The 15757-nt window shown below is 54.8% G+C and carries 14 protein-coding genes; 6 read left to right on the top strand and 8 right to left on the bottom strand.

Features of this window, described 5'->3' with window-relative positions:
• The first annotated feature begins 424 nt into the window (after window positions 1-424).
• Together AC2CGP_RS07010 and mdtD are read left to right on the top strand one after the other, a co-directional pair.
• A complete protein-coding gene (locus tag AC2CGP_RS07010) occupies window positions 425-1126 on the top strand; it encodes a FadR/GntR family transcriptional regulator (RefSeq protein ID WP_015368986.1) in 702 nt (233 codons plus the stop codon).
• A gap of 13 nt (window positions 1127-1139) precedes the next feature.
• Window positions 1140-2537, top strand: a complete 1398-nt coding sequence (gene mdtD / locus AC2CGP_RS07015; protein WP_015368987.1) for a multidrug transporter subunit MdtD — start codon at window positions 1140-1142, stop codon at window positions 2535-2537.
• On the opposite strand, the gene rbsR is transcribed toward mdtD, so the two are convergent.
• From rbsR to kup, 7 genes are all read right to left on the bottom strand, one after another.
• Window positions 2534-3526, bottom strand: a complete 993-nt coding sequence (gene rbsR, locus AC2CGP_RS07020; protein WP_072206472.1) for a ribose operon transcriptional repressor RbsR — start codon at window positions 3524-3526, stop codon at window positions 2534-2536. The genes mdtD and rbsR overlap by 4 nt on opposite strands.
• Window positions 3527-3529: 3 nt before the next feature.
• Window positions 3530-4462 carry a ribokinase gene (rbsK, locus tag AC2CGP_RS07025; RefSeq protein ID WP_162198570.1) on the bottom strand — a complete coding sequence of 311 codons (933 nt, stop codon included), beginning with the start codon at window positions 4460-4462 and terminating at the stop codon, window positions 3530-3532.
• 98 nt (window positions 4463-4560) lie between these two features.
• On the bottom strand, window positions 4561-5451 hold the full coding sequence (gene rbsB, locus AC2CGP_RS07030) for a ribose ABC transporter substrate-binding protein RbsB (protein ID WP_015368990.1): 891 nt from the start codon (window positions 5449-5451) through the stop codon (window positions 4561-4563).
• A gap of 27 nt (window positions 5452-5478) precedes the next feature.
• Window positions 5479-6444, bottom strand: a complete 966-nt coding sequence (rbsC, locus tag AC2CGP_RS07035; protein ID WP_015368991.1) for a ribose ABC transporter permease — start codon at window positions 6442-6444, stop codon at window positions 5479-5481.
• 5 nt (window positions 6445-6449) lie between these two features.
• Window positions 6450-7955, bottom strand: coding sequence for a ribose ABC transporter ATP-binding protein RbsA (rbsA, locus tag AC2CGP_RS07040; protein WP_213759947.1), 1506 nt, complete (start codon window positions 7953-7955; stop codon window positions 6450-6452).
• A gap of 10 nt (window positions 7956-7965) precedes the next feature.
• On the bottom strand, window positions 7966-8385 hold the full coding sequence (rbsD, locus tag AC2CGP_RS07045; RefSeq protein ID WP_063443854.1) for a D-ribose pyranase: 420 nt from the start codon (window positions 8383-8385) through the stop codon (window positions 7966-7968).
• 186 nt (window positions 8386-8571) lie between these two features.
• Window positions 8572-10440 (bottom strand): low affinity potassium transporter Kup, encoded by a 1869-nt coding sequence (kup, locus tag AC2CGP_RS07050; protein WP_015368994.1) that lies wholly within the window; start codon window positions 10438-10440, stop codon window positions 8572-8574.
• 217 nt (window positions 10441-10657) lie between these two features.
• Here kup and ravA point away from each other — a divergent pair, with 217 nt between their 5' ends.
• Window positions 10658-12157 carry an ATPase RavA gene (gene ravA / locus AC2CGP_RS07055; protein WP_047036362.1) on the top strand — a complete coding sequence of 500 codons (1500 nt, stop codon included), beginning with the start codon at window positions 10658-10660 and terminating at the stop codon, window positions 12155-12157.
• The gene (gene viaA, locus AC2CGP_RS07060; RefSeq protein ID WP_015703920.1) at window positions 12154-13602 is read left to right on the top strand and encodes an ATPase RavA stimulator ViaA; all 1449 of its coding nucleotides are present in this window, start codon (window positions 12154-12156) and stop codon (window positions 13600-13602) included. The genes ravA and viaA overlap by 4 nt, the downstream gene beginning before the upstream one ends.
• A gap of 3 nt (window positions 13603-13605) precedes the next feature.
• Here viaA and asnA read toward each other — a convergent pair whose 3' ends face one another.
• Window positions 13606-14598 (bottom strand): aspartate--ammonia ligase, encoded by a 993-nt coding sequence (asnA, locus tag AC2CGP_RS07065; protein WP_015368997.1) that lies wholly within the window; start codon window positions 14596-14598, stop codon window positions 13606-13608.
• A 152-nt stretch (window positions 14599-14750) separates the two neighbouring features.
• Between asnA and asnC the strand changes: the two genes are divergently transcribed.
• The gene (gene asnC / locus AC2CGP_RS07070) at window positions 14751-15209 is read left to right on the top strand and encodes a transcriptional regulator AsnC (protein WP_015368998.1); all 459 of its coding nucleotides are present in this window, start codon (window positions 14751-14753) and stop codon (window positions 15207-15209) included.
• Between the two features lie 98 nt (window positions 15210-15307).
• Entirely contained in the window at window positions 15308-15748 is a 441-nt protein-coding gene (gene mioC / locus AC2CGP_RS07075; RefSeq protein WP_015368999.1) for an FMN-binding protein MioC, read from the top strand.
• Window positions 15749-15757 lie beyond the last annotated feature (9 nt).

Here is a 15757-nt window from a genome sequence, read left to right on the forward strand (position 1 = left end):
CGTCCGAGGACGTTAAGAATCCATGTCACTTTGAGTGCCCACACAGATTGTCTGATAAATTGTTAAAGAGCAGTTGCAACGCGGCTTTCAGCTCACCGTTGCGAGGTCACGTATATTACGTTTTCCTCATTCAGAGTCAAGCGTTTATTTTCACTTTTCTCTGTCGGTTTTCAGCGTTGTTATTTACCGCTGAAACCCTGCTGACCCGGCGGCTTGCTTGCCGTTGTTCCGTGTCAGTGGAGGCGCATTATAGGGAGTTCTGAGACGTTGACAAGCCCTGTTTTCAAAAAACTTTTCAACCGTCTCTTTTTTCACCAAAGGCGGTGTCAAAACCGTAAAAAATCGCCCTTTTGCTGTTTTAACCACCGAAACAAGCCGCCAGGTGGCATACTGATGAAGTAGAAAAGAGAAAGGAACGGCATTTATGTCTATAAGCGCACAGCAGCTGGCGGCACAAAAAAACATCTCCTGGGTCATCGCGGAGAAGATCGCCCAAAAAATTCTCACCGGCGAATATCCGCCAGAGAGCATTCTTCCTGGTGAAATGGAACTGGGCGAACAGTTTGGCGTGAGCCGGACGGCAGTACGAGAAGCGGTAAAAACGCTGGCAGCTAAAGGCATGCTGCTTCCGCGCCCGCGTATCGGAACTCGCGTTCTGGCACGCAGCAGCTGGAACTTTCTGGATAAAGAGCTGCTTGCCTGGTGGCTGACGGAAGATAATTTTGCCGAGGTGGTTAGCCATTTTCTGGTGATGCGCAGCAGCCTGGAGCCTCAGGCCTGTTTTCTGGCGGCGATAAACGGCACCTCCGAGCAGAAAGCGCAGCTCAATACGCTAATGGAAGAAATGATCGAGCTGAAAAGACATTTTATCCGCGAACGCTGGATTGAAGTCGATATGGCCTGGCATGAACATATTTATGCGATGAGCGGCAACCCGTTTCTCACCTCTTTCGCGTCGTTATTCCATTCGGTATATCAGACTTATTTCACCTCGATTACGCAAAATGAAGTCGTTAAACTCGATCTACACCAGGCTATTGTTGACGCCATTCAGGAAAGCGACGGTCCACGCGCGCAGCTTGCCTGCCAGACATTATTGAACACCCCAAACCACACAGGTAAATAAAGAAGGAAATGGCATGACCGGGAAGAAAGGGCTGAGTATGGCCGGACTGCCGTGGATTGCGGCCATGGCTTTCTTTATGCAGGCGCTGGACGCCACTATTCTTAATACCGCGCTTCCCGCGATTGCGCATAGCCTTGGTCACTCCCCGCTGGCGATGCAATCCGCCATTATCAGCTACACCCTGACGGTAGCGATGCTGATTCCAGTGAGCGGCTGGTTGGCCGATCGCTTTGGCACCCGCAAGGTCTTTATCGTTGCCGTTAGCCTGTTTACCCTGGGCTCCCTCGCCTGCGCGCTTTCCACTTCGCTTCCCGAATTGGTTGTCTTCCGCGTCATCCAGGGGATCGGCGGCGCAATGATGATGCCGGTTGCGCGCCTGGCGCTGTTACGCGCCTATCCGCGTAGCGAACTGCTGCCGGTACTCAACTTCGTTACCATGCCCGGACTGGTCGGCCCCATCCTCGGCCCTGTACTCGGCGGCGTGTTAGTCACCTGGGCCAGTTGGCACTGGATTTTCTTGATTAACATCCCGATTGGCATCATCGGCATTCTCTACGCCCGCAAATATATGCCGGACTTCACCACGCCCCGCCGTCGTTTCGACACCAGCGGTTTTGTGCTTTTTGGTTTAAGCCTGGTGCTGTTCTCCAGCGGTATTGAGCTCTTTGGCGAGAAAATCGTCGCCAGCTGGATAGCGCTGGCCGTCATCGCCCTGAGCGTCGTGCTCATGCTGGCCTATATTCGGCATGCTCGTCGCCATCCCACGCCGCTGATTTCGCTCTCTCTCTTTAAGACCCATACCTTCTCTGTCGGGATCGCCGGTAACCTGGCGACACGGTTAGGTACCGGCTGCGTGCCGTTCCTGATGCCGCTGATGCTACAAGTCGGTTTCGGCTACCCGGCCATTATCGCCGGCTGCATGATTGCGCCGACGGCCATCGGCTCGATAATCGCCAAGTCGACCGTCACGCAGATCCTGCGCTGGTTTGGTTATCGCAAAACGTTGGTGGGAGTCACCATCTTTATTGGTTTGATGATCGCGCAGTTTGCGCTGCAGTCGCCGGGAATGCCGCTGTGGCTGCTACTACTGCCGCTATTTGTACTGGGGATGGCGATGTCCACGCAGTTCACCTCGATGAACACCATTACGCTTGCTGATTTAACCGATGACAATGCCAGTAGCGGCAACAGCCTGCTCGCGGTAACCCAGCAGCTGTCGATTAGCCTTGGCGTAGCCATCAGCGCGGCGGTTCTGCGTTTTTATGAAGGGTTTGATAACGCCAGTACCATCGAACAATTCCACTATACCTTTATCACGATGGGTGCGATCACCGTGGTGTCAGCGTTGATGTTTATGCTGCTCAGAGCCAAAGATGGCCGCAACCTGATAACGGAGCGGCACAAGCACTAAGCTGAACCGCGAATCACCAGCTCTGGAGTGAGCTGCACGCGCTGCTGTTTTTGCCCGGGATCCGCCATGCGGTGAATCAGCACATCGATAGCGAGCTCTCCCAGTTCATCTTTAGGTTGATGAATGGTGGTGAGCGGCGGGGTCATATAGCGCGCCAGTTCAATATCGTCATACCCCACCAGCGCCATATCCTGCGGAATACGCAAGCCGGACTGATACAGCGCCTGATACGCGCCGACCGCCATCGCATCATTACCGACAAAGACCGCCTGCGGCCGTGGCGTTAACGCCAGCAGTTGCTGCATCGCAGTAAAACCGCCGCCAAATTCAAAATCGCTGGTAATGACATAACCTTCGGCGACATCCAGCCCGGCGCGCGCCATCGCCGCATGATAGCCCTCCAGCCGCAGTCGCGACGGCGTTTTATCCAGCGGCCCGGCAATGCAGGCAATACGGGTATGACCGCGATCGATCAGATATTGGGTCGCCATATCGCCACCGAGCAACGAATTATCCTGAATGAGATCGCTGTCGCCGTCGAACGGCGCCCAATCCATCATCACCGTCGGCACCGACGGATAACGCTGCATGATCTCCTGGGAAGGTTGATGCGTTTCGGTGCACAGCAGCAGCAGACCATCGACGCGTTTTTGCATCAGCGTTTCCAGATTGCGATTCATCCGCTGCTCATCGCCTTCGGTATTACATAGCACCAGGCTGTAGCCGCGCTCGAAACAGCTGCGTTCCACGCCGCGCACCAGCTCCGAATAAAACGGGTTAGTACTGGCGGTGATCAGCATGCCGATGGTTCGCGTCTGATTTAACTTGAGGCTGCGCGCCAGCGCCGAAGGCGCGTAGTTAAGACTTTTGATCGCCGCATCAACTTTGGCGGTAATCGCCTCGCTGACAAAGCGGTCTTTATTAATGACGTGAGAAACGGTCGAGGTGGAAACGCCCGCGACGCGGGCCACATCCTTCATGGTAGCCAAGCATTACCCCTGTTGACGCAAGAATTCGTCGATCTCTTTGCGCCACGGCACAGACGGTTGCGCCCCCTTACGGGTGACGGCAATCGCGGCGGCGGCATGGGCAAAACGGATGGCGTCTGACACTTCACGGCCTTCCAGCAGCGCGGTGACAAATGCGCCATTAAAAGTGTCGCCAGCGGCAATCGTATCGATGGCCTGAACTTTAAATCCTGGAACCCGGCGGCTTTCGCCCTCGCAGCTTAACCAAACGCCGCGGCTGCCGAGAGTAATCATCACCGTACCAATTCCCTTCGCATGAAGCGCACTGGCGGCTTTCGCGGCATCGTCGTCGCTCTCAACGCGAATACCGGTCAGCTTTTCCGCTTCGGTTTCATTCGGCGTAATAACATCCACCAGCGCCAATAGCTCATCCGAAAGTTCACGCGCCGGTGCGGGATTGAGTACCACCGTCGTCTGATGCTCATGAGCGATTTTCGCGGCAGCCATCACGCTCTCCAGCGGCGACTCCAGCTGCATTAACAATGCCTGCGCGTTGGCGATACGTTCTTTCTCCGCCTCTACCTGAGAAACCGATAGCGCTGCATTAGCGCCGGCATGAATACCGATGACATTCTCACCTTCCGCGTTAACGAAAATTAACGCGACGCCGGTAGATTCGCCAGCAACGGCACGCACCGGGGCCACGTCGATATTATCGCTCTCCAGCTGGCGGCGGACGCGTTCGCCAATATCGTCATCGCCGGTACAGGCGATGAAGGCAATATCCGCGCCGCTACGCCCGGCAGCCACCGCCTGGTTAGCGCCTTTACCGCCGAACGCGACCTGATAGTGGTTTCCGGTGACGGTCTCACCTGGAGTAGGGAAGGATTCAAGGTTAAGAATGTGATCGGCATTGATGCTGCCAAGGACGACAAGTTTGCCTGCGGTTTTCATCATCTTTATTCCCGGGAAAGCGCGCCACCGGACTCCGGTGGCGCATGCCCTGCTTTTCTTTTTATGTTGTCCCTCGGGCCGTTGCCGGCCCGAATCGCATTTTACTGCTTAATGACCAGTTTCAGCTCAACCGGATAGCTGGCATCCACTTTTTCGCCCTTCAGCACTTTATCAGCGGTTTCGACGCCTTTAACGCCGATCTGCTCCGGCAACTGGGCGATAGTCGCTGCCAGTTTGCCACTATTTACTGCTTTTTCGCCATCCGGAGTACCGTCAAATCCAACCACCATCACATCAGATTTTCCTGCAGTCTGCAGCGCACGCAGCGCGCCCAGCGCCATTTCGTCGTTCTGCGCAAACACCGCCTGCACGTCAGGATGCGCCGTCAGCAGGTTCTGCATCACGTTCAGACCTTTAGTACGGTCGAAGTCAGCGGGTTGGCTGGCCAGTACGTTGAACTTATGCGCCGCCACGGCCTGTTTGAAACCTTCGCCACGCTCGCGCGCCGCAGAGGTACCAGCAATACCTTGCAGCTCAATCACTTTCGCGCTTTCGCCAACTTTCTTCGCAATATAGTCGCCGGCCATTTTACCGCCCAGCACGTTATCGGAAGCAATATGGCTCACCACATCACCTTTAGAAGCCTGGCGGTCAAGGGTAATGACCGGGATTTTAGCCTGGTTCGCCATCTTCACCGCATTGCCGACAGCATCGGAGTCGGTTGGGTTAATCAGCAGCAGCTTGGCGCCACGCACCGTTAAGTCTTGTACGTTCGCCAGCTCTTTTGCCGGGTTATTCTGAGAATCCAGCACCACCAGGTTGTAACCCAGCTTATCGGCTTCTTTCTGCGCGCCGTCTTTCAGAGAAACGAAGAACGGATTATTCAGGGTAGAGATAACCAGTGCGATGGTATCTTTCGCCATCGCGTTTGCGCTAACGGTCGCGCTTAGAGCAACAGCAGAGACCAGGGTCGCCAGTTTTTTCATATTCATAGTTAAGATGTCCTGTAGAGTTCTCAGTTACTGCTTTTTGTTATCTACCAGTACCGCCAGCAAAATCACCACCGCTTTGACGATCATCTGGTAATAGGAAGAAACGCCTAAAAGGTTCAGACCATTGTTCAGGAAGCCAAGGATCAGCGCGCCAATCAGCGTGCCGACGATACGACCTTTACCACCGGCCAGGCTAGTGCCGCCAAGTACGACCGCTGCGATCGCATCTAATTCATAGCCCGTCCCCGCCGTCGGCTGCGCAGAGGAAAGACGCGCCACTTCGATGATCCCGGCCAGTGAAGCCAACATTCCGCATAACGCATAGACGATGATTTTCACTCTATTTACGCTGATGCCGGAAAGCCGCGTCGCCGCTTCATTACCTCCCAGGGCATAAATATAACGACCCAGGCGAGTATGGTGCAGCATGTACCAGGCCGCCAGGAAGACAATCGCCATAATCCATACCGGCGTCGGGATCCCCAGCGGGCGTCCGATACCGAACCAGCCGAACAGATCGGCGTTATCGCTAAAGCCGGTGTTGATCGGGCTGCCGTTGGTGTAAACCATCGTCACGCCGCGCAGCAGCAGCATCATTACCAAAGTGGCGATAAACGCCTGCACGCGCCCTTTCGCGACAATCACCCCGGTCACCGCGCCAATAGCCGCACCGAGCGCCAGCGCGGCGGCAACGGCCACCAGCGCATTCACTTCGATACCGACGATAGACGCCGCGACGGCGCCGGTCAACGCCAGCAGAGAACCGACGGACAGATCGATCCCCGATGTCAGAATGACCAGCGTCATCCCGACCGCCATGATGGCGTTAACGGAAGTCTGCTGCAGAATATTGAACAGGTTATTGACGGTAAAAAAGTTGGGGCTCATGGTCGAAACGATCGCGATCAGCACCAGCAGGGCGATCAGCGATTTTTGCTCCATCAGCCACGCTTTAGTGAAATAGCGGCGACCAGTAACAGCCTGGGTAGTCATCTTTTTTACTCCTGATTCACACGGTTAAGCTTGCCCACAGCGGCAGCCATCAATACTTCCTGGGTGGCCTGCTCGCGTGTGAATTCACCGCCGAGATGCCCTTCATGCATCACAATGATGCGATCGCTCATGCCCAGCACTTCCGGCATCTCCGAAGAGACGAGAATGATGCTCAGGCCATCGGCTTTAAACTGGTTAATCAGCTGGTAGATCTCTTTCTTCGCCCCAACGTCGACGCCACGGGTCGGTTCATCGAGGATCAGCACTTTCGGCCGGGTCATCAGCCCGCGAGCGATAGCGACTTTTTGCTGGTTACCGCCGGAAAGCAGGCCGATTGCCTGCTCCATTGAAGGCGTCTTCACATTAAACAGCCGAATGAAATCACTAACCGCCTGCTGTTCATCTTTATGCTTAAGGCTGCCGCCCGCCCGGCTGAAGTAGCGTAGCGCGGTCAATGACATGTTTTCTTTGACCGACATTCCGAGCACCAGGCCATCACGCTTACGGTCTTCGGAGATATAGACAATGCCGTTCGCCAGGCCATCCTGCGGCGAACGGGTGACGACTTCATGGCCATCCAGCGTCACGGAACCGCTGCTACGCGGCAGCGCGCCGTACAGCACCTTCATCAGTTCAGTACGCCCGGCGCCCATCAGCCCGGCGACGCCGAGGATTTCGCCCTGACTCAGGGTAAACGTCACGTTTTCCACACCGGAGCCGCAGAGATTATCGACCTTCAGACGTACCGCGCCCGGCGCCTTATCGAGATGCGGATATTGATCTTCCAGCTTACGGCCAACCATCATCTCGATCAGTCGATCCTCATCCAGCGAAGCCACTTCGCGCTCGGCAATAAATTGCCCGTCGCGAAATACGGTGACGTCATCGCAGATTTCGAAGATCTCTTTCATGCGGTGAGAGATATAGACAATGCCGCGCCCCTGCGACTTCAATTCGCGGATGACGCGGAACAGCGATTCGGTCTCGGTATCGGTCAGGGCATCGGTAGGCTCATCCATAATGATGACCTTCGATTCGAAGCTCAGCACTTTAGCGATTTCCACCATTTGCTGATCGCCAATCGACAGATCGCCCACCAGCCTCTGGCTGTTAAAGCGTAAATTCAGCTTCGCCAGCAGCTTGTCCGCTTCGGCATACATCTTTTTCCAGTCGATTTTGCCAAAGCGGTTAACGAACTCGCGGCCGAGGAAGATGTTCTCGGCAATCGTTAATTGCGGGATCAGGTTGAGTTCCTGGTGAATGATGCCGATACCGGCTTCCTGTGAGGATTTTGGGCCGTTAAAGGTCGTTTCTTTACCTAACCACAGCAAAGAACCGGCATCACGGGTATAGATACCGGTCAGTACCTTCATCATTGTAGATTTACCGGCGCCATTTTCCCCTACCAGCGCCATCACCCGGCCGGCATAGACATTCAGCGCCGCGCCGGAGAGCGCTTTGACGCCAGGGAACGCTTTATCGATCCCTTTCAGCTGTAATAAAGCTTCCATGACGGCGACCTCAGAAAGTGACGCCGGCACAAAGAATAATATTCGCATACGGGGAACACTCCCCGCTGCGAATTACCGCCTGACTATCTGCGGTTTGTTTTTTGAACTGCTCATGACTGGTGTAACGAATTTCAATCGTATTTCCCTGGTGCTGCTGCAGCTGCTCAAGATGCTTGAGCAACGTCGCGTGGAGTTGCGGATTATGGGTTTTAATCTCTTCCGCGATGACCGCCGCCTCAACCTGCATTTCCGCCGTTACGACTTCCAGAACCTGCATAAAAGAAGGTACGCCCTGAGTAAGCGCCATATCAATGCGCGCGCTGCTGCGGGGAACCGGCAATCCGGCGTCGCAAACAACCAGCGTATCGGTATGACCGAGGCGGGAGATAACGGAAGAAATATCAGCGTTAAGTACAGTGCCTTTTTTCATTTTGTCTCTTTTGCTCCACTAGCGAAACGTTTCGCTGTCCTAAGTATTGTCAATCAGCGAACAGAAAACCACCGGCAGAAGAGAGAAATGTGATCGCCATCGAAACGTTTCGCAACGCGGGGACAAGAAGTTACATCAAGATGTGAGAGACAAAAAAGCCCTTCGTTATTGAAGGGCTTTTCGACATCAGATTTCCACCTGCGTACCGAGCTCAATAACCCGGTTAGGTGGGATTTCAAACTGATCCGGCGCGCGCAGGGCGTTACGCTGCAGCAGCAGATACAGCTTGCCACGCAGGCGCAGATACCATGGCCGTTTGCCAATAATCAGCGACTCATGGGACATAAAGAACGACGTTTCCATCATTCGGCAGCTCAACCCTTCCAGGCCGCAGCGATGGAACACCTCTTCGACGTTCGGCGTTTCACGCCAGCCATAGCTTGCCACGACGCGCCAGAACGACGGCGACAGTTGCTCAATCTGCACGCGGCGAACGTTATGCACATACGGGGCATCTTCGGTACGCAGAGTCAGCAGGATCACGCGTTCATGCAGCACCTTGTTGTGTTTCAAGTTATGCAGCAGAGCAAAAGGGATCACGTTCAGGGCGCGAGACATATAGACTGCGGTACCCGGTACGCGCACCGGCGGCGATTTCTCCAGCGAGGAGATCATCGCTTCCAGCGAGTTGCCATGCTCGTGCATCCGGCGCAGCAGGCGGAAACGCTCGCTCTTCCAGGTGGTCATCACCGTAAACATCACCAGGCCCAGCGATAACGGCAACCAGCCGCCGGAGACGATTTTATCGAGGTTCGCCGAGAACAGCGGAATATCGATACACAGGAAGGCCACCAGCATCAGGCCGACAAACAGCTTATTCCAGTGCCAGTTTTTGCGCGCCACGGTCGCCGAAAGAATGGAGGTCAACACCATGGTGCCCGTTACCGCAATACCGTACGCCGCCGCCAGATTAGAAGAGTGCTCGAAGCTGACAATGACGATGACCACAGAAACGTACAGCAGCCAGTTAATGAACGGGATGTAAATCTGCCCGGACTCCATTTCCGAAGTATGGATAATGCGCATTGGCGACAGATAGCCCAGACGCACGGCCTGGCGAGTCAGCGAGAAGACCCCGGAAATCACCGCCTGCGAGGCGATAACCGTCGCCAGGGTCGCGATAATCAGCATCGGGATCAGCGCCCATTCCGGCGCCAGCAGGAAGAACGGGTTTTTAATGGCTTCCGGGTGCTTCAGCAGCAGCGCGCCCTGGCCAAAATAGTTAAGCACCAGTGATGGCAGCACCACCGAGAACCACGCCACGCGAATCGGTAGTTTGCCGAAGTGGCCCATATCGGCATACAGCGCTTCCACACCGGTAATCGACAGCACCACCGCGCCAAGCGCAATAAAGGATACCGTTTTGTACTGCAGGAAGAAATGTACCGCCCAGTAAGGGTTCAGCGCCTGCAGAACTTCCGGGTTATCGAGGATACTGCGCGCGCCAAGCACCGCCAGCAACAGGAACCAGATCAGCATAATTGGCGCGAACAGCTTGCCGACCATCCCGGTACCGTGTTTTTGAATAGCAAATAGCAGGGTCAGCACAATAATGGAGATGGGGACAATCCAGGTATCCAGCTGTGGGGCGATAATTTCCAACCCCTCTATCGCCGACATCACCGATATTGCCGGGGTTATTACTACTTCACCATAGAAGAAGCTACCGCCAATCAGGCCGAGGATCACCAACACGGAGGTCATCTTTGCCGAGGTGTTGCGCCCCGCCAGCGACATCAGCGTTAAGATCCCGCCCTCGCCGGCGTTATCCGCCCGCATCACGAAGGTGATGTATTTAATTGATACGGTAAAGATCAACAGCCAGAAAATCAGCGACAGAAAGCCAAACACCGCATCGCGTTCAACGCCAAAGCCAAACTGGCCTGACAGACATTCGCGAAGAGTATACAGTGGACTGGTACCGATATCGCCGTAAACCACGCCGATTGCCGCCAGCGTTATTGCCGGCAACGATTGTTTATTATCAGTGCTCATAGACTAGTCTTTTCGTTTATAAAACAAATGTGTGCCTAGTCCCTTGGCCCACAAAAAGCGCACAGTATGCACGATTATTTGCTGAATCGTACCCCTAACTGACACCATATTAACTTAGCTCAAAGAAAATAAATCGATTCTTCAGGCTATTACCACCCCTAATCAAACATCTATACTCGACGCAATAACGACACACGACAAAGCACGCAACTCTATTATGGCTCAATCACATTTACTGGCAGAAAGAATTTCCCGACTTAGCGCCGCCCTGGAAAAAGGACTCTTTGAACGCAGCCACGCAATACGTCTGTGCCTGCTGGCTGCGCTCAGCGGCGAGAGCGTATTCCTGCTGGGTCCACCCGGCATCGCGAAAAGCCTGATCGCCCGCCGGCTTAAGTTCGCTTTCAAGCAGGCGCGCGCTTTCGAATATCTGATGACCCGCTTCTCCACCCCGGAAGAAGTTTTCGGCCCGCTGTCTATTCAGGCGCTCAAAGATGAAGGGCGCTATGAGCGTTTAACGGCAGGCTATCTGCCAGAGGCGGAAATCGTCTTCCTGGATGAAATCTGGAAAGCCGGCCCGGCTATCCTTAATACCCTGCTGACGGCCATCAACGAACGCCACTTCCGCAACGGCGCCCATGAAGAGAAAATCCCGATGCGCCTGCTGGTTGCGGCGTCGAACGAACTTCCCGAAGCGGATAACAGCCTCGAAGCCTTATATGACCGCATGCTGATCCGCCTGTGGCTGGATAAAGTGCAGGATAAAACTAACTTCCGCTCGATGCTGGTGAGCCAACAGGATGAAAACAGCAATCCGGTTCCCGAAAACCTGCAAATCAGCACCGAAGAGTTCACCCAGTGGCAGCATGACATTGGTACCGTGAAGTTGCCGGACAATGTCTTCGAGCTGGTTTTCCAACTGCGCCAGCAATTAGATGCCTTGCCTAATGCGCCTTACGTTTCCGATCGCCGCTGGAAAAAAGCCATCCGTCTGCTGCAGGCCAGCGCCTTCTTTAGCGGCCGCGACGCCATCGCGCCTATCGACCTGATCCTGCTGAAAGATTGCCTGTGGCATAACATCGAAAGCATGAATCTGATGTCGCAGCAGTTGGAATCCCTGATGACCAGCCATGCCTGGGGCCAGCAGGCGATGCTGACTAAACTGGGCGCTATCATCCAACGCCGTATTCAAATCCAGCAGCAGCACAGCGATAAAACCGCGCTTAAAGTCACGCGCGTGGGCGGCATGTTCAGCCGTAAGCCGCATTATGAACTGCCGGACGGAATTGAAGGCGAGACGTTGACGCTGCTTCTCCAGCAACCGCTGAAATTGCACGATCTCGAAGTCATTCATATCGCCTTCGAACGCGTAGCGCTGGTCAACTGGCTGGAGAAAGGCGGCGAGATCCGCGGCAAGCTCAACGGCATCGGTTTTGCCCAGCCATTGACGATGGATGTCGATGCCAGCCAGCACCTGGTGGTGCGCGACGTCAGCCTGCAAGGCTCACGCCTGTCGCTGCCAGGCAGCGAATCTCAGGAAAATATGCCAGCCGAGATCCGCCAGCAGCTGGAAGCGCTGGATGACGAGTGGCACCAGCAACATAACCGCTTTAGCGAACAGCAAAAATGCCTGTTTATTCCCGGCGACTGGCTGGGGCGTATCGAAGCCAGCCTGCAGGACGTCGGCGCGCAAATTAAACAGGCGCGCCAGCCATGACGCTCGACATGCTGAATGTCATGCTGGCGGTCAGCGAAGAAGGGATGATCGAGGAGATGCTGCTGGCGCTGCTGGCCTCTCCTCAACTGGCGGTGTTCTTTGAAAAATTTCCGCGGCTGAAAAATATCATCGCCGCCGATATTCCGCGCTGGCGAGAAGCGGTTCGCGCCCGGCTCAAAGAGACGCAAATCCCTCCCGAACTGGACGCCGAAGTGCAGATCTATCAGCAGGCTCAGCTGCTTTCAACGTCGCAATTTATTGTGCAACTGCCGCAGATCCTCGGCAAGCTGCATAAGCTACAGTCGCCCTTTGCCGCTCAGGCGCAGCAGCTGGTGGACGATAACGCGACCTTCACCCCAGCGCTACATACTCTGTTCTTACAACGCTGGCGCTTAAGCCTCGTGGTACAGACCACCACCCTCAACCAGCACCTATTAGACGATGAGCGCGATCAGCTGCTCAGCGAGGTGCAGGAACGAATGACGCTCAGCGGGCAGCTAGAGCCGGTGCTGGTGGAAAACGACAACGCCGCCGGCCGCCTATGGGATATGAGCGCCGGCGAGCTTAAACGTGGCGATTATCAGCTGATCGTGCGCTATGGCGATTTTCTCAGCCAACAGCCGGAACTGATGCAGCTTGCTGAGCAGTTGGGCAGATCGCGGGAAGCCAAACTGGTGCCGAAGAAAGATGCGCCGATGGAGACCTTCCGCGCGATGGTTCGTGAACCGGCAACGGTACCAGAGCAGGTCGATGGCCTGCAGCAAAGCGACGATATTCTACGTCTGTTGCCGCCAGAGTTGGCAACGCTCGGCATCACCGAACTGGAGTTCGAGTTCTACCGTAAGCTGGTGGAAAAACAGTTGTTAACCTATCGCCTGCATGGCGACGCATGGCGGGAGAAAATAACCGAACGCCCGGTAACCCGGCAGGATTTTGATGAGCAGCCGCGGGGGCCATTTATTGTCTGCGTAGATACCTCAGGTTCGATGGGCGGCTTTAACGAGCAATGCGCTAAAGCCTTTTGTCTGGCGCTGATGCGCGTCGCGCTGGCGGATAACCGTCGCTGCTACATCATGCTGTTCTCCAGCGAAGTGGTGCACTACGAGCTAACCGGCCCGCAGGGGCTTGAACAGGCGATCCGTTTTTTAAGCCAGCGTTTTCGCGGCGGCACCGATCTGGCCAGCTGTTTTCGCGCGATCGTTGAACGTTTGCAAAGCCCGCAATGGGTCGATGCCGATGCGGTGGTGATTTCCGATTTTATCGCCCAGCGGTTGCCGGATGAGGTGGTCAATAAGGTGGGGGAGTTGCAGCACAAACATCAGCACCGTTTTCACGCGGTGGCGATGTCGGTACACGGCAAACCCGGCATCATGCGCATCTTCGATCATATCTGGCGCTTTGATACCGGATTGCGTAGCCGCCTGCTGCGTCGCTGGCGGCGTTAATCTTTACAACAGAGCGGCGACGCTTTCACGCACCTGCGTGGGCCATACGCCGCACTGTACCTGGCCGATATGGTCAAGCTGTAGCAACAGCATGGTTAAACGCGACTGGCCAATACCGCCGCCAATGGTCTGCGGCATCTCGCCGCGCAGCAGCGCCTGGTGCCATTCAAGCTGCAGACGGTCTTCATCGCCGGTCACCGCCAACTGGCGCTTCAGCGCCTCGGCGTCAACGCGGATCCCCATAGAGGAAAGCTCAAAAGCGTCTTCCAGCACCGGGTTCCACACCAGGATATCGCCGTTCAGGCCGGCAAAACCTTCCGCCGATGGCGAGCTCCAGTCATCGTAATCCGGCGCGCGAACATCGTGGCGCTTGCCGTCAGACAGTTTACCGCCGATACCGATTAAGAAGACGGCGCCAAGCTCTTTAGCGATCGCCCGCTCGCGGCCTTTGGCATCCAGACCCGGATAACGGCTCAGCAGCTCCTGACTGTGAATAAAGTGGATCTGTTCCGGCAGGAATGGCGTCAGACCAAATTCCTGACTTACCGCCAGCTCGGTGGCTTTGATCCCGGCGTAGATCGCCTCAACGGTCGCTTTCAACGTGCCAGTATGGCGTTCGCCGTCGCCCATGACGCGTTCCCAGTCCCACTGGTCAACGTAAACAGAGTGAATTGGGGTGAGGCGGTCTTCATCGGGGCGAAGGGCCTTCATGTGCGTGTACAGCCCTTCGCCCGCGCTGAAGTCGTGTTGTCCCAGGGTTTGACGCTTCCACTTCGCCAGTGAATGAACCACTTCGAATTGGGCGTCTGGCAGTGTTTTCACTTTTACCTGAACCGCTTTCTCGCAGCCGGACAAGTTGTCCTGCGTCCCATCTCCTACGCGGCTTAAGATCGGCGCCTGCACTTCAATCAGGCCAAGCTTCTCTTCCAGCTGACGGGAAAAATGGGATTTAACGAAACTAATCTGGCGTTGTTTTGCGATGTATGCGGTTTTCATTTTTTATTACTCCTGCGTCCTGTTGATATTGATTAAGCAACAGAAATGGCACTGAATTCAATAATCAATCAATAAAAAGACGCCTTGAGTTTTGATTCATTAAATTAAAAAGCTAAAATAGAAAGAATCATCAAACATCATAAGAAAAAACAATGGAAAATTATCAGATCGACAATCTGGACCGCGGCATTCTTGATGCCCTAATGGCGAATGCGCGCACCGCTTACGCCGAACTGGCCAAACAGTTCGGCGTGAGTCCAGGTACGATTCACGTACGCGTAGAGAAAATGAAACAGGCGGGCATTATTACCGGCGCGCGAATTGACGTTAGCCCGAAACAGCTCGGTTATGACGTCGGCTGTTTTATCGGCATCATTCTTAAGAGCGCTAAAGACTATCCTTCCGCCCTCGCCCGGCTGGAGAGCCTGGAAGAGGTGACAGAGGCTTACTACACCACCGGCCACTACAGCATCTTTATTAAGGTGATGTGTAAATCTATCGATGCCCTGCAGCAGGTACTTATCAACAAGATCCAAACAATCGATGAAATTCAGTCCACTGAAACCCTGATCGTGCTGCAAAACCCGATCATGCGTACTATCAAGCCCTGATCGTTTTTTTTAATCCCACATTTTTCCACAGGTAGATCCCAGCTCGCTCACAGCGTACAATACGCCACTCAGAATAGTTGAGCGAGCGATCGGCGATCATGGCAGACATTACACTTATCAGCGGCAGCACCCTGGGCAGTGCGGAATATGTAGCAGAACATCTGGCAGAAAAGCTGGAAGAAGCGGGCTACAGCACTGATATCCAGCACGGTCCGCTGGTTGACGATCTGCAGGCTGAAGGGATCTGGTTAGTTATCTCTTCTACCCATGGCGCCGGCGATATTCCGGACAACCTGGTCCCCTTTTATGAAGCGTTGCTGGAGAAGCAGGCCGATCTTTCTGCCGTTCGCTTTGGCGCGGTGGGTATCGGTAGCCGCGAATATGACACTTTTTGCGGCGCAATCGACAAACTCGAAGCGGCATTAAAGGCCAACGGGGCAAAACAGATCGGTGAAACGCTGAAAATTAATGTCCTCGAACACGAGATTCCTGAAGATCCGGCCGAGGTTTGGGTGGGATCCTGGAAAGATTTACTCTGAGTTTTGTAA

The organism is Klebsiella sp. SYXHC3, assembly GCF_057196925.1.